The following is a 14,445-nucleotide window of genomic DNA, read 5'->3' on the forward strand; positions in this document are numbered from 1 at the left end:
TTGTCACCGCTGCTGCCGCGGCGGTCTTGACGTAAGGCCCACAAGCACAGATAGGCAACGCCGATCAGGTCAAGGCACCACAGTATCGTTTCCATCGGGGCCTCAGGCAGCGCTTGCGCCGTTCTTGCGCAGGAAAGCATCGAACATCAGGACCGACCACAGCGTGGTTGCATGGTCCTGCGTCCCAGCCTGGTGCTCGTCCACCATCTGCTTCAGGTAGGCGGCATTGAAGATCCCGGTATCGAGCAGCGCCGGGTTGAGCACCGCACTGCGCATGGCCTCGCGCAATGGGCCTCGCAGCCAGGCCGCAAGCGGGATCGAGAAGCCCATTTTCTTGCGATACAGGATGTCGTCCGACAGATAGGGTTGCAGGGCTTTCTTGAAAATATGCTTGCCTTCGCCATTGCGCAGCTTGGAGGTCGACGGCAAACCCGACACCCACTCGACAAAGTGGTGGTCCAGCAGCGGCACCCGCACCTCGAGGGCGTGCGCCATGCTGGCGCGGTCGACTTTGGTCAGAATGTCGCCCGGCAGGTAGGTCTTCATGTCCAGGTACTGCACCAGCGACAGCGGGTCATCGGTTGGGGCGTTGGCGGCATAGCCGCGCATGACCTCGACCGCCCGATAGCCTTGCAGGCGCTGTCGGAAGCCGTCGGAGAACAGTTGCTGGCGTACGCGGTCGTTGTTGACCGAGACGCCATGGAAGTAACCCTCGGTCAGGTCGCGCGCCAGCGCCTCGAAGGTAGTCTTGGCGCGCAATACGCGCGGTGCCCAGTCGGCTTTCGGGTAGGCCTTGCCGAGCAGGCCAAACACGGGCTTCCTCAGCGCCAGCGGCAGCATCGAGCGCACCCGCTGCTCGCCCATGGCCATCCGGTGGCGGCGATAGCCGGCGAAGTTTTCGTCGCCTCCGTCACCCGACAGGGCGACCGTCACGCGCTTTCTCGCCAATTCGCACACGCGGTAGGTCGGGATTGCCGAGCTGTCGGCATACGGCTCGTCGTACAGCGCCGCCAGGATATCGATCAGGCCATAGTCGTCCTTGTCGACTGTCTCGCTCTGGTGCCGGGTCTTGTATTGTTCGGCCACCTGGCGCGCATACTGCGATTCGTCGAAGGCCGGATCGTTGAAAGCGATCGCACAGGTGTTCACCGGACCTGGCGAGACGCCGGCCATCATGGCCACCACCGCGCTCGAGTCGACGCCGCCCGACAGGAAGGCGCCCAGCGGCACGTCGGCGATCAGGTGGCTCTCCACGGCTTCGCGCAGGCGAACGACCAGCTCGCCCTCCATGTCGCGCTCGGTCATTTGCTGGTGCGGCGTGAACGGCACGTCCCAGTATTGTTTCGAGGCCGGCAGCGGCTGGCCGACGCGCAGGGTCAATGTATGCCCCGGCAGCAGCTTGCGCGCCCCCGCGAAGATGGTGCGCGGCTCGGGCACGTAGCCATAGGCGAAGTATTCCTCGACCGCCAACGGGTCGATCTCGCGCTTCAGGTTCGGCAGGCACAGCAGCGACTTGAGTTCGGAGCCGAAGGCGAACATGCCGTCGTCCAGCAGCGCGTAGTGCATCGGCTTGATGCCCAAGCGGTCGCGCGCCAGGAACAGGGTCTGGCGCGGACGGTCCCAGATCGCGAAAGCGAACATGCCGCGCAGGTGCTGGACGCAATCCTCGCCCCACTGTTCGTAGGCGTGGACGATCGTCTCGCTGTCGGACGGGGTACGGAAAGCATGGCCCAGCCCCTGCAGCTCGGCGCGCAGCTCGCGGAAGTTGTAGATCTCGCCGTTGAACACCAGGGCGATCGTTTCGTCTTCGTTGAACAGCGGCTGCAGCCCGGCTTCGAGGGCGATGATCGACAGCCGCCGGTGGCCGAAGCCCAGGCCCGGCTCGAGGTGCAGGTCGCCTTCGACCGGGCCGCGGTGGAACTGGGTTTCGTTCATCCGGTGCAGCACGTCACGCGCGATGGCGCGCTGGCCGCGGGTATCAAACAGTCCAACTATTCCGCACATGGTGTAATCGCTTTATTCGTTTTCATCTTGGTCTGGCACAGGCCATCGTACAGGGCAACATAGGCGTCGAGCATGGCGCGCATGCTGTAGTGCCGTTCGACATGGGCGCGGCCGGCCGCGCCATGCGAACGCGCGAGCGCAGGGTCGCGCACATAAACGGCCAGCGCCTCGGCCAGGAGCTGGGAATCGCGCGCCGGCATCAGCATGCCCATCGCGCCATGCTGCACCAGCTCCGGGATGCCGCCGACGGCGCTCGCCACCACTGGCAAGCCGCTGGCCATCGCTTCGAGCAGCGTGACCGGCGTGCCCTCGGCGATCGAGGACAATGCGAACAGTGAAAAGCTGCGCATCGGCGGCGCGACGTCGGCGTGCGGACCGGCCATCCAGACGCAGTCCTGCAGGCCGAGGGCCGCCACCTGCGCTTCCAGCGCCGCGCGCAGCGGGCCGTCGCCGACCAGCACCAGGCGCAGGCGCGCCTGTGGCAGCATCTTGCGCAGCAGGGCGAAGGCGTCGATCAGGTTGGCCTGGTCCTTGACATCCTGGAGGCGGCCGACGGTGCCGATCACGAAGGCGCCTGGATCGTCCTGCCACGGCTCCGTGGCGGTGTCGTCCGGCCGGACCGGGCGGAAGCGATCGGTGTCGACGCCGTTGTCGATCGCCGCCAGCTTGGCCGGGGCGATGCCAACCAGGTCACGCAGCCAGTCGTGCAGGTCGCGCGAGACCGGAACGATACGGTCGACGCAGGGCGCCAGCAGGCGCCGCAGCAGGTTGTGCCTGCGGTTCAGCCCCTGGGGATCGCCGGCGTCGCGCCCGTGTTCGGCGTGGATCCGCACCGGCACCCCGGCCGCGAGCGCGGTGGCGGCGTACTCGTAGCAGCCCAGGTTGTAGGTGTGCAGGATCGTTGGGCGCAGGCGGCGCAGCAGGCGCCACAGGTCCAGGTGGATATGCAGTGCGGCGCCGGGCGGCTTGTGCAGCGCGAACAGTTCCACGTCCGGGCGCGTGATGCGCTCGGCGAAGTCGGTGTAGTCGGTCAGGCACACGACCGCGTGCCGGTAGCGATCAGGCGGCATGCGGTTGATGGTGTCGACCAGCAGCGTTTCCAGGCCGCCGATGTCGAGCCGGTAGACGAGGTGCACGACCAGTGGCGGCTGGCCGGCATGCGCGGATGAAGCAATCGCGGCCATGCTCAGCGTTCCCTGGTCGCCTGTAGCGCGGCGTCCACCGCACCGAAGTGACCGGCCAGGAAGGCGCGCATGGCGGCGCGCGCGGCATCCGGATCGTCGCCATATGGCGCGGCCAGCAGCACCAGGGCGCCGTCGTCGCCCTGGAACAGCAGCCGTCCCTGCGCCTGGCGTAGCTTCCCGACCACGTTGCTGGTCAGGTAGCCGCCATTGACCCACATGGTGTGCCAGACCACCAGTTTGCCGTTCGGGCTCGCCAGCAGGGTCTCGCGCAGAGGCAGCGTCAGTGCGCCGGCAGTTTCACTGCGCGTGCTGCTCGTTACTGCATGGAAGGCGTCCTTCTCGCCGGTCAGGCGGTTGACGGAGCTGATCAGGCCCTTCTGCTTGTCCTGGTTGCGGTAGTACAGGATCTCGAGGCGCACCGGGCGCTCGGCGCCCGGCACCTGCCAGGTGCGCGCCAGGCGCGCATCAGGTTCCATGAAGCGGACCTGCCAGTCGGGGAAGCCGCCGGCCTGGTCCAGGCGGATCGCGGGTTCGGCCAGCTGGACCGGCGCCGGGTTGCGGTTGGCGCGCTCGTTGATCACGGAAAAGGCCGGCCACAGCGCCAGGACGGCGATCACGGCGACCGCCATCGGCATGATGCGGGCCGCGCCCTTGCCGGCACTGGCTTGCGTGCCGGCAACCGTCTCGCTGTGGACCTGGGCCGGGGCCGGTTGCTCGTCCTGGCGCCAGAAACTGCCGAGCCAGAACATGATGAACATGATCAGGCCGAAGAACAGCCAACCATAGACCAAGTGGTCGACGCCGGTCGCGTGTTCCATGCTGCTGAAATGGCCAATCATCACGATCATGTAGGCGCGCAGGCCATTGGCCACGATCGGCACCACGATCGACAGCGCGATGAACACGGCGCGGCGGCGGTTGCTGCTATAGGTCAGGTAGGCGTACAGGCTGCCCAGCGTGATCGACGAAATCAGGTAGCGGATGCCGCTGCAGGCTTCCACCACCGACCACGAGCCGGTCGGCAGATCGAAGCGGGTGCCGTTGCGCAGCACCGGGATGCCGGTCGCCTGCACCGCCCATACGGTGAAATCGGCGGTGAGATGGATGAGCGGGTCGACGAAGATTTCGCCGAACGGCACGGCGAACAGCAGGAACAGCAGCGGGAAGGCAAAGGCGCCCGCCAGGCGTGGGCCGAACAGCGCCAGCGCCGCGGTCGGGATCATCGCCACGAAGCAGTACTGCATGACTACCGAGACGTCGCCCATATACCCCGCCAGCCAGCCGGCGCCCAGCAAGGCCAGCAGCAGCAAGGCCGGTGGACAGGGGACGGCCGGGATGTGGGCAAAGCGGTCGCGGCGGCGCCAGATCAGCCACAGGCTGATCGGCAGGATGGCATAGCCGTGGGCGAAGGTCTCGGAACTGTTCCAGATCGACACCATCGAGGCGGCGGTGCCATAGTACAGGGCGAACGGCGCCAGCATGGCCAGCAGCAGGAGTGCCAGGGCCGGGCTGTGAGCGTTCGACAGGACGGCGGCGCCAGGCGCCACGGGCGGTGATTTCAATAGCATTCGAGTTTCTCCCCGATGCAGGCCAGGTTGCTGGGCCAGCTGTAATGGTATTCGACCCTGGCGCGCGCGGCCAGGCCCATGTCGTTGTCGGCGCGGGCGAGCAGCAGTGCGACGGCATCGGCGAAGCCCGTGGCATCGGCCGCCAATAGCAGCTCGCGGCCCGGTTCGGCCGCGATGCCTTCGAGCGCCTGGGGCGACACCACGACCGGTGTAGCCATCGCCATCGCTTCTAGTACCTTGTTCTGGATGCCGCGCGCGATGCGCAGTGGCGCCACTGCCACCCGTGCATGACGGATGTACGGGCGCACGTCGGGCACGGTGCCGGTGACGGTCACGCCCGGCGACTGGGCCAGCGCCTGCACCTGTGGCGCGGGGCGGGAGCCGACGATATAGAAGCGTAGATCAGGGTCTTGCCGGCGCAGGATCGGGAATATCTCATCGCAGAACCATTGCACCGCATCGACGTTCGGCCAGTAGTCCATGGCGCCGGTGAACACGAGCGAGCGCTCGCCGGGGGCGTAGGGGCTGGCCAGGTCGTGTTCGGGCGAGAAGTAATCGGTGTCGACGCCATTGCTGAAATGGCCGATGCGCGCCACGCTCTCGGGCGCCAACTGGCGGAACAGGTCCGCCTCGGGGCTGGAGACGAACAGCGAGGCATCGTACTGGCTTGCCACCTGGCGCTCGTAGCGCAGCAGCTGGCGCGCTTCATGCCGGTACAGCCAGCTCATGGGCCAGGATTTCTTGTCGGCGTACTGGCGCCATTTGTCCGAGTCCACGTCGCAAAAGTCGATTACGCGCCGGGACTCTGGATAGTTGTCGGCGTACTGGGCCATTGCCGACGAGAACACCAGCACCCGCTTGATCGCGTGCGCGGTCATGGTCTGGTCTACCCAGCGCTGCAGGCCAGCGTCCTGGTAATAGTCCAGCGACAGCGAACGGTTCTTGACCAGCGCGCCAAGGCTGCGCACCCGCGCCAGCATGGGATTCAGGGCCGCGAAATGGCTGCTGGCGCACATCGCCTCGACTTTCGGCACGTATTGCCAGTCGTCGGCGTCGTCCACGAACGTGGCCAGGTGCACCCGGTAGTCACGCGCCAAGTGCTTGAGCAGGTTGTACGAGCGGATCTTGTCACCCTTGTTGGGCGGGTAGGGGATGCGGTGGATCAGCAGCAGCAGGTCTTGCACGGCATTACCCCAGGTTGCGCACGATGTAGGGACCGAGGAAGTTCGCCACCGGCAGCGGCAGCTTCTTCCACATCTTGATGAACAACTGGTACTTCGGGTTCAGCGGATTGTTGTCCGGCAGCGCGCTCGACGCGTACAGCTTGTACTCATACGGCAGTGGCTGGGCCTCGAAGCCCCAGTTCTTCTTGAAATCGTAGGCGCCAGTACCCAGCTTGCTGCGGCCGAAATCGAAGATGCGGCAGCCGCGCGCGGCGGCGGCCTGCATCAGGTTCCAGTACATGAAGTCGTTGCCAGCCACGCTGCGCGCCAGGTCGGTGCCGCCGCCGTAATACGGCACGACTTCGTCGCGCCAGTAGAACGACAGCACCGAGCCGACCAGGCGGTTGTCTTCGGTGTAGATGGTGCGCACTTCGCACTCGTCGCCGAAGGTCTGCTGCAGCAGGGCGAAGTATTTTTTCGGGAATACCGGGGTGCCCAGGCGCAGCACGCTGTGGGCATAGGCCTCGAACATGCGCTCGACGTTATTTTCGACCACGCCTTTCAGGCCCAGCTTGATTCCCTTGCGCACCATCGCGCGCTGCTTGCGCGGGATGGCGTTCAGGTTGGCTTCGTCGTCGCCGGTGATCTCCTTGCGGAAGGTGACGTACAGCTCCTTGGTGTGCCAGGAGGCGTCGCCCGGGTGGGCGCGGTGCATGCCACGGTATTCCAGGTGGCCCACGCCGAGCTTCTTGGCCAGCAGGTCGGCCGCTTCGTCGAGCATCCCGCGCGCCGTGTCATCGAGCGCGGCCACGCCGCCGTAGACGCAGAACGGCATTGCACCCAGCGAGTGGCCGAATAGCCGGCTCTTGATCTCGGCCAGCGGCAGCACGCCCTGGATCTGGCCATCCTGCTCGACGAAATAGAACCAGGTCTGGATGCCGAAAGACTGCTCGATGACCTTCTGCCAGCCCGACAGGTGAAAGAAGGTGGCCGTGGGGCAGGCGCGCACGAAGGCATCCCAGCGGGCGGCGTCTTGCGGCCCCATCAGGTGCAGGGTGTGCGCCGCGCTCGATGCGGCTGGCGGGGCGGCGCGCTTGGCCTGCGCCGCTTCGATGATCGAATTCATGGCTGGTCCAGGAAGATGCGGTCCATGCGGTCCCACGCGAAGTCGCGCGCCAGGCATTCCAGGCGGCGCTCCATGCGGTCGATATTGACGTAGTGGCGGAAGCGCGCCTTGGCGCCCAGGCCTTCGGGACGCGGCTGGCCGGGATCGACTTCCCACGGGTGGAAGTAGAACAGCGCCGGCTCGCGGTCTTCGCGGTTGACTTTTTCCATCATCCAGCGCGACAGGGCGTAGGGCAGCAGGCGGAAGTAGCCGCCGCCGCCGGCCGGCAGGTTGCGGCCCGCCATCTTGACCGTGGTGATCGGCACTTCGAGCAGGCCGTCCGGGCCGTTCGGGTAGAAGGCGAAGCGCGGCGCGTCCGGCATGCCATAGTGGTCGTGGGCGATCGGGTAGATGCTCGAGCTGTACTTGTAGCCCGCGTCGTGCAGCGCGTCCAGCGCCCACAGGTTGGCGTGGCCGATCGAAAAGCTCGGCGCGCGGTAGCCCACCACGGCTTGGCCGCCGATGTCTTCGAGCAGCGCCTTGCTGGAGCGGATGTCGTTGTCGAATTCGGCGCGGCTCTGGTCCGAGGCGCGCAGGTGGCCGTATCCGTGGCTGGCCAGTTCGTGGCCGGCGGCGACGATGCGGCGCACCATGGCGGGATAGCGCTCGGCGATCCAGCCCAGGGTGAAGAAGGTCGCGCGCACGCCGTGGCGCTCGTACAAGGCCAGGATGCGTTCCGTATTGGCCTCGACGCGGCATTCGCGGGTCGGCCAGCTGGCGCGGTCGATGTAGGGAGCGAAGGCCGAGACCTGGAAGTAGTCCTCGACGTCGCAGGTCATCGCGTTGCGGATCTTTTCGCCTGGCGCGGGACGCGGCCGGGCTGCGGGTGCGGTCATTTTCATGCCAAGTCCATTCTTGAAAAGATTATTCCTGGTCCAAGTGGCGCGGCGAACCGGGCGGGGTGGCGGCGATCTTCTTGAGGATCGACAGCACCGACACGATCGATTTCTCGAGGCGCATCATGCGTTCGTCGAGCTGCTCGACGCTGGCGCCGCGGCGTTCGCCGCGCATCTCGCCGTGCTGCAGGTCATGCTGGCCGGAGGTGTCGCGCACGGATGCGGGATCCGGCTCGCCGATGCCATCCGGGGCCTGGAACTCGTCCGAGATGTCGCGCACGACGTCGCCGATATGGGCGCCGGTGAAGCCATGCAGCTCTTCCAGGTAGCCCATCAGGAGCACGCGGTCCATCAGCGTATTGGTCTTGCGCGGGATGCCGCCGCTGTAGCCGTAGATGGCGGCGTGGGCGTCGTCGTCGAATGCCGGATCACCCTTCCAGCCAACCGTGGCCAGGCGGTGCTCGACATAGGCGCGGGTTTCCTGCGCATCCATCGGTCCCAGGTGGTAGCTGGCGATCACGCGCTGGCGCAGCTGTTGCATGGTAGGGCTGTGCAGGGTGGCGCGGAACTCGGGCTGACCGAGCAGGAAGGTCTGCAGCAGCGAGCGGTCGTCGGTCTGGAAATTGGACAGCATGCGCAACTCCTCGACCGTGCGCGCGTTCAGGTTCTGGGCCTCGTCGATCACGAGCAGGGCGCGCTTGCCCTGGCGGTCGACGGCGCGCAAGAACTGCTCCAGGCGATTGAGCAGCTCGGCCTTGCTGGCGCCTTCGTACGGCAGGCCAAAGGCCGAGACCACCATGCGCAGCGTGTCTTCCGGATCGAGGCTGGTGTTGACGATATGGGCCGCCACGATCTGGTCCAGCGGGATGCGGTTGAGGAGGTTGCGCACCAGCGTGGTCTTGCCGGCGCCGACCTCGCCCGTGATGACGATGAAGCCCTCGCCCTGCGACAGGCCATACTCCAGGTAGGCCATGGCGCGCTTGTGGCCTTTCGAACCGAAGAAGAAATGCGGATCGGGACGGAGCTGGAAAGGCTTGGCCGACAGGCCGTAATAGGATTCGTACATCTGCTTGCTCTCTTCGCTTAATACGTCATGGTCAGGCTGGCGATCACGGCGTTTTCGGTGTAGTCGCGGCGGCCTTCGAATCCGGTGTCGCCGTTGCGTCGCCGCGCTTCAAGGCTGGCGCGCACATTGCGGCCCAGATCCTGGTTGAGCCGCACATAGAACACGCGTTCGCTCGATTCGAGGCCGGTGGTGAGCGACTCGGAATAGCGGTAGTCCGCGCCGCTTTGCAGGTAGGAACGTGCATTCAGGCGGTAGGTGTGGGCAAGGCTGCCGCCGTGCTGGCGCACGTCGTCGTTGAGCGAGGACAGCGAACTGCCCAGCAAGGGGCTGTCGCTCTGCTGGTCGGAAACGGCGCGGCGCTCGCTGCGGTAGGCGCTCACGAGCGCGGTGGCGCGCGCCGAGCGCCAACCCACGGAGGCGCGCAACTGCTTGTCGCGCGCATAGCGGTTACTCAGGTAATTGACGTCGTTGGCAAGGCTGGTCGGCAAGCCATTGGCCTGCATGTAGGCGGCAACCGCACGCTCGCGCTCGAGGGCGTCGGCGATCATGCCGTTGAACAGGCGATCCAGCATGGCGGCGGTGTCGATCGCGGCCGGCAGCAAGAATTGCGAGCGCGACGAGGTGATCATGTCGCCGTACTGGATGTCCCACACCAGGCGCCGGGCGCGCAGCGTCGCCGACAGCGATCCGGTCTTGCCGTACAGGTGGCGCCCGACCGAGGCCTGCACGCTGGTGCGCGTGCTCGGTGTCCAGGCGCCGCCGACCGACCAGTTGCGGCCCGCGGTCTTGCCGCCTGGCCCTTCGAAGTCGAAGCGGTCGTGGCCGGCCGTCGCCGTCGCGGCCCAGGTGCGCGAGAACTGGTAGCGCAGCGAACCGGCCACGGTCTCGGATGACGATGCACCGACCAGGCGGTTATCGACTTCCTGGAGCATGTAGTTCAGCCCCCAGCCGAGCGCGCGCAATTCGGCGCCGCTGGCCAGATTCAGCAGGACGGTGTCGCCGGTGCTGCTGCCGAACAGGTTGCTCAGGCCCGAGTCGACCGAATCGCGCGTATAGCGCAGTTGCATGGTGGCGTCGCGGCCGAGCCGGCGCACCAGGTAGGGGCTGACGCTCCAGCTGCGTACCTCGGTCTGGTTCGCGTTCGAAAAGGGCGTGCTCTGCGCGCCGGGACCGAAAGGCAGGATATTTTGCCGGCTCCGGTTGGCGGAGGCATCGACGTACAGCATCTGGTCGACCAGCGTGCCCTGCAGGTCGGCCGCATAGGTGCGCTGACTGTCGATGCGGTCGTTTACCTCTTCCTTGTCGCTGTAGGCGAAGCGGCTCCAACTAGCGGCGGCATTGACTTTCAGGCGTCGGGTCTTGCCGGTCACGGACAGGGACGGACGCAACTCGGTAATCCACTGCGCGCTGGCCAGATCATCGTCACGCAGGTCGGCGTTGTCGGTATAGGTTTCGAGCAGGCCGATCGCGGGGACGACTTCCCACTGGGCGTGGCTGCTGGGCGCTGCAACAAGCATGGCCGCCGCCAACGGCAGCAGGCGTGGCAGCGCGCGCGGGATGCGGCGCGTCCGCCGGGATTCAGCCATAGTGATAGTCATACGTTTCTTCGATCCCGGGCAGGTCACGGGTCTTGTTGTAGATCAGATTGACGTTGTCGAAGCCTTCCAGCCGCTGCAGCGCTTCCTTCACCGCATGCTGGGTAGTGGTCTGGGCTTCCACCACGACCACGAGCTGGCCCATGTGGCTGGCCAGCTCGCGTGACTCGCTGGTCAGCAGCAGCGGCGGCGAATCGAAGATGATCACGCGGTCGGGATAGCGGTTCGCCAGTTCGTTGACCAGGGCGGTCATGGTCGAGCTAGCCAACAATTCGGTGGCCTGCGGGGTGCTGGTGCCGGCCGGAAGGATCGCCAAGGTATCGACGTTGGTGCGCAGCAGCACATCCGAGACGTCGAGGCTGTCGTCCACCAGAATGTCCATCAGGCCGCGCTGGGCCGGCAGGCCCAGGGTACGCATGACCGACGGGCGCGCCACGTCGGCGTCGACCAGCAGCACGGTATGGTCCAGTTCCATGGCGATGCTCATCGCCAGGTTGATCGAGCTGTAGGTCTTGCCTTCGCCGGGCAGCGAACTGGTGATCATGATCAGGTTGCCGGGGTTCTTGCCCGGCGTCCGCTCGGCGAAGGCGCGCTTGAGCAGCGGGCGCTTGATGACGCGGAATTCTTCCAGCAGGTTGGTGCGGCCACCGGCCGCGGTCACCATGCCCAGGTCGCGCATGCGCGCGAGGTCGAGCTGGACCCGGCGCGGGCCCTGGCGCGCAGGGCTGGCAGGGGCTGCGGTGACCGGTGCCTCGACGCCGGCAACGGCGGAGCCAGAGGGCTGTACGGCATGGCCGGCGTCGGCCGCTACCGGGGCCGTGTTGTGTTCCACGGCAATAATGGCGTCGCGCTCGGCCTGGCCGGCGCTGGCGGGGGCAGCGGCTTGACGCTGCTGGTCGATGCGGCTGGCCGCTTTTTCGATAATGCTCACATTCGCTCCTTCACGACAGCCTTACAGGGGAAGCACGAGGATGGCCGTCAGGCCGGCGCCATAGGCGCCGAACAACAGCAGCACCGACGCGGCCAGGGCGACCAGGCGCCGCTTGCGCCGCACCGTCTGCTCGGCGGTCCAGTTCATGCTGACCGAACCCAGGATCGGCAGTCCGGTGACCTCGCGCAACGCCACCTGGCTCAGGAAGGTCGGGCGTAGCTGGCTCAGCAGGAATGCACCCGCCAGGCCGGCCGCGAGTGAAATGATGAACACCGCGGTGAACAGCTGAAGACGGTTCGGTCCGGACGGGGTGATCGGGGCCAGCGGGGGATCGATCACGCGGAAGCTGAGCATGTCGGTGGCCGACGACAGGTCACCCGACAGCTTGGCCGACTCGCGGCGCTCGACCAGTTTCTGGTAATTCTCGCGATTGACTTCGTAATCGCGGTTGAGCTGGGCCAGTTTCGCTTCGATTTCCGGCACCTGGGCGCTCTGGCCGCGCAGGTTGGCCGCGCGCGCACTGTATTCGCTCACCCGCGCCTGCAGCGAAGCGACGCGCGCTTCGGCCTCCGACAGCGCCACGTTCAGCTGCTGCAGCATGGGGCTATAGCTGGCGCCGGGGTCAGCGCTCGGTTTTGCATTCTTCGCCTCGTCGGCTCTGCGCGCCAGCAGTTGTTCCAGCAGGCGGCGGTTAGCGACGATGTCGGGATGCTGCTCGGTGTATTGGGTGCGCAGGGAGTCGAGCGTCTTGTTGACGTTGGCGATGCGCTCGTCGAGCGCCGGATCGGTCAGGATCGGCAGTGCACGCCGGCCGGGAGCGCTGCGGGTGTCGCCCGAGATCTGGCGCCGGATCGCGTTACGCGCCTGCTCGGCTTCGGCCAACTCCAGTCGCGCCTGGTTCAGCGACTCGGTGGTGGACATCATGCGCGCGCCGTAGTCTGCACCCTCGTTGGGCAGCATGCCCATGTGCTTGATCTTGAATTCCTTGAGCGAGTTTTCGGCGGTGGCCAGGCGTTCTTCGTAATTGCGGATCTGGTCTTCGATGAACTGGACCGCCTTCTCGGAATCCTGGCGCTTGCCACTGAAACTGCCTTCGACGAAGATTGTCAGGAAAGCTTGCACCACATCGCGGCCTTGCTTTGCGCTGGGCGCCGTGTAGGCAATGGTGTAAATATCGTCACGCTCGGTGCCCGCCATTCTAATGGTCGCGATCATCTCATCGACGATCTTGTCGAACTCCTTGGGGGTCCTGGCTCCGACGTCGAGATCGAGTTCGCGCACCACGCGTTCCACGTTGGGGCGGCTGAACAGAGTGCGGCGCATGAACAGCACCTGCTGTTCCATGGGTGGCGTGGTGGTCATGCCGGCCATCAGGGGACGCAGGATGCTTTGGGTGTCGACATAGACCCGTGCCGAGGCTTCGTACTGGTTCGGCAGCGCGAGCACGACGATCCAGCCCGCGATCGCGACTATCCAGGTAATGACGACCGCGTGCCAACGGTACTTACCAAGTGCTTTGAGGAAATTTAGAATCAAGGCTATGATTTCGGCCATCTTTTGGTCTCGCCAGTCAAGGTCCGTTGCCGGACGCGGTCAAATAAACATCCTGCATGATCGCTTGTAGTGTGTGCAATTGCAATTGCGCGGTAGCAAAAGCAGCAAATACCGTTGGTAATCCAATCGCTCTACAACACATATTCCGTGGAACAACAGAACAAACAACAATACTCGGCTTCGTATGCTTGTAACGTTGCATTATCGCAAACAACACAGGTTTTTGCTTATTGCAATTTGCGAAACTTTGTAACGCCCCCATTTCATGGGCCGACGGGCCGGAAGGCCAGGCAAGCATGCCTGCAAACACCCGTATGTTGCAAATAATAAATTTCCTACAGTAAAGCAACGTTATTTTAATGTCTTACTTCTGAAATGCCTTGCACGATTGGACTACTGTGCTAGAAGATGTACTCGATCAATATGAACACCTTATGAAACACAAACTCAGTATCAGCCGGCTCTCCGGTCTCTGGCTCGCGCTGGCACCTGCTTTCATAGTCGCCCTTCCTCCAGCTATGGCCGCTTCGTTGCCTGAGACGGTCACGCTGGTCAAGCCGTCGGTCGTCGGTGTTGGCACCCATCTGCAGACGCGCAGCCCGGCAGTGGCATTTTCGGGCACCGGATTCGTGGTCGGCGACGGCTTGAGCGTCATCACGAATGCTCATGTGGTGCCGGATATGCTCGATGGTGCGCGCAAGGAGACGTTGGGCGTGGTGATCAAGATCAGCAATGGCGCCGAGGTGGGGTTCCGTCCCGCGACCGTTGTCGCTGTTGACCGCGATCACGATCTGGCCCACCTGCGCCTGAGCGGGGCGCCGCTGCCGGCATTGCGTTTGGCCGAGAAGGACGATGCGCGCGAAGGCCAGGAACTCGCGTTCACCGGGTTCCCCCTCGGAATGGTCCTCGGCCTGTACCCGGCTACTCACCGCGCCAGCCTGGCGGCCATCACGCCTATCGTGCGCCCCTCGCTCAATGCGAGCAAGCTCGATGCGCGTGCGATCGCACAGTTGCAACGCGCGCCGTTCACGATCTACCAGCTCGACGGCACAGCCTATCCAGGCAACAGCGGCAGCCCGGTATACGACCCAGAGACTGGTGTGGTGCTGGCAGTAATTAACATGGTCTTTGTTAAGGGATTGAAGGAAAATGCCATTACTAATCCGAGCGGCATCACGTACGCGATCCCGGCGCGTCATGTCCATGCGCTGCTGCGGCGTACGCAGTAGCTGTGGTCGCACTTAAGCGTTTACGTTTGTTGCAACAAATTCACGCGTGCGCAGGGTTTCCTAAAAGACTCTGATATACAATAACCGCCGTTTGATGGTGAAATAACAATTTTTAACAAGCAAGTGGTGCGCGGATGTGCTGTGCCACGG

At 65.0% G+C, this 14,445-nt stretch carries 11 protein-coding genes; 1 reads left to right on the forward strand and 10 read right to left on the reverse strand.

Annotated elements, in window-relative coordinates:
- Window positions 1-102 precede the first annotated feature (102 nt).
- From AC56KW_RS12330 to AC56KW_RS12375, 10 genes are read right to left on the reverse strand one after another with little or no spacing between them, the layout of a single operon-like run.
- Window positions 103-2,004: an XrtA/PEP-CTERM system amidotransferase gene (locus AC56KW_RS12330; protein WP_497171020.1), complete on the reverse strand. Its 1,902-nt coding sequence runs from the start codon at window positions 2,002-2,004 to the stop codon at window positions 103-105.
- The gene (locus AC56KW_RS12335) at window positions 1,992-3,188 is read right to left on the reverse strand and encodes a TIGR03088 family PEP-CTERM/XrtA system glycosyltransferase (RefSeq protein ID WP_497171021.1); all 1,197 of its coding nucleotides are present in this window, start codon (window positions 3,186-3,188) and stop codon (window positions 1,992-1,994) included. The genes AC56KW_RS12330 and AC56KW_RS12335 overlap by 13 nt, the downstream gene beginning before the upstream one ends.
- A gap of 2 nt (window positions 3,189-3,190) precedes the next feature.
- Window positions 3,191-4,756, reverse strand: a complete 1,566-nt coding sequence (gene xrtA, locus AC56KW_RS12340) for an exosortase A (protein ID WP_497171022.1) — start codon at window positions 4,754-4,756, stop codon at window positions 3,191-3,193.
- Entirely contained in the window at window positions 4,747-5,940 is a 1,194-nt protein-coding gene (locus tag AC56KW_RS12345) for a TIGR03087 family PEP-CTERM/XrtA system glycosyltransferase (RefSeq protein WP_497171023.1), read from the reverse strand. Before AC56KW_RS12345 ends, xrtA begins: the two co-directional genes overlap by 10 nt.
- Before the next feature lie 4 nt (window positions 5,941-5,944).
- The gene (locus AC56KW_RS12350) at window positions 5,945-7,045 is read right to left on the reverse strand and encodes a FemAB family XrtA/PEP-CTERM system-associated protein (protein WP_497171024.1); all 1,101 of its coding nucleotides are present in this window, start codon (window positions 7,043-7,045) and stop codon (window positions 5,945-5,947) included.
- On the reverse strand, window positions 7,042-7,926 hold the full coding sequence (locus AC56KW_RS12355) for an XrtA system polysaccharide deacetylase (RefSeq protein WP_497171025.1): 885 nt from the start codon (window positions 7,924-7,926) through the stop codon (window positions 7,042-7,044). The genes AC56KW_RS12350 and AC56KW_RS12355 overlap by 4 nt, the downstream gene beginning before the upstream one ends.
- 22 nt (window positions 7,927-7,948) lie before the next feature.
- Window positions 7,949-8,986 (reverse strand): XrtA/PEP-CTERM system-associated ATPase, encoded by a 1,038-nt coding sequence (locus tag AC56KW_RS12360; RefSeq protein WP_497171026.1) that lies wholly within the window; start codon window positions 8,984-8,986, stop codon window positions 7,949-7,951.
- Between the two features lie 17 nt (window positions 8,987-9,003).
- Window positions 9,004-10,572: a TIGR03016 family PEP-CTERM system-associated outer membrane protein gene (locus AC56KW_RS12365; RefSeq protein WP_497171027.1), complete on the reverse strand. Its 1,569-nt coding sequence runs from the start codon at window positions 10,570-10,572 to the stop codon at window positions 9,004-9,006.
- Window positions 10,565-11,512, reverse strand: coding sequence for an XrtA-associated tyrosine autokinase (locus AC56KW_RS12370; RefSeq protein ID WP_497171028.1), 948 nt, complete (start codon window positions 11,510-11,512; stop codon window positions 10,565-10,567). Before AC56KW_RS12370 ends, AC56KW_RS12365 begins: the two co-directional genes overlap by 8 nt.
- 21 nt (window positions 11,513-11,533) lie before the next feature.
- Window positions 11,534-13,066, reverse strand: a complete 1,533-nt coding sequence (locus AC56KW_RS12375; RefSeq protein ID WP_497171029.1) for an XrtA system polysaccharide chain length determinant — start codon at window positions 13,064-13,066, stop codon at window positions 11,534-11,536.
- Between the two features lie 434 nt (window positions 13,067-13,500).
- Between AC56KW_RS12375 and AC56KW_RS12380 the strand changes: the two genes are divergently transcribed.
- Window positions 13,501-14,295 carry a S1 family peptidase gene (locus tag AC56KW_RS12380; protein ID WP_497171030.1) on the forward strand — a complete coding sequence of 265 codons (795 nt, stop codon included), beginning with the start codon at window positions 13,501-13,503 and terminating at the stop codon, window positions 14,293-14,295.
- The last annotated feature ends 150 nt before the right edge of the window (window positions 14,296-14,445 follow it).

Source organism: Telluria sp. RT2P19, from assembly GCF_059685725.1.

Bases quoted from the DNA above. Each gene is read 5' to 3' on its own strand.
- xrtA (WP_497171022.1), bottom strand. From the start codon at position 4,756: ATGCTATTGAAATCACCGCCCGTGGCGCCTGGCGCCGCCGTCCTGTCG.
- AC56KW_RS12335 (WP_497171021.1), bottom strand. From the start codon at position 3,188: ATGGCCGCGATTGCTTCATCCGCGCATGCCGGCCAGCCGCCACTGGTC.
- AC56KW_RS12360 (WP_497171026.1), bottom strand. From the start codon at position 8,986: ATGTACGAATCCTATTACGGCCTGTCGGCCAAGCCTTTCCAGCTCCGT.
- AC56KW_RS12355 (WP_497171025.1), bottom strand. From the start codon at position 7,926: ATGAAAATGACCGCACCCGCAGCCCGGCCGCGTCCCGCGCCAGGCGAA.
- AC56KW_RS12350 (WP_497171024.1), bottom strand. From the start codon at position 7,045: ATGAATTCGATCATCGAAGCGGCGCAGGCCAAGCGCGCCGCCCCGCCA.
- AC56KW_RS12365 (WP_497171027.1), bottom strand. From the start codon at position 10,572: ATGGCTGAATCCCGGCGGACGCGCCGCATCCCGCGCGCGCTGCCACGC.
- AC56KW_RS12330 (WP_497171020.1), bottom strand. From the start codon at position 2,004: ATGTGCGGAATAGTTGGACTGTTTGATACCCGCGGCCAGCGCGCCATC.
- AC56KW_RS12375 (WP_497171029.1), bottom strand. From the start codon at position 13,066: ATGGCCGAAATCATAGCCTTGATTCTAAATTTCCTCAAAGCACTTGGT.
- AC56KW_RS12380 (WP_497171030.1), top strand. From the start codon at position 13,501: ATGAAACACAAACTCAGTATCAGCCGGCTCTCCGGTCTCTGGCTCGCG.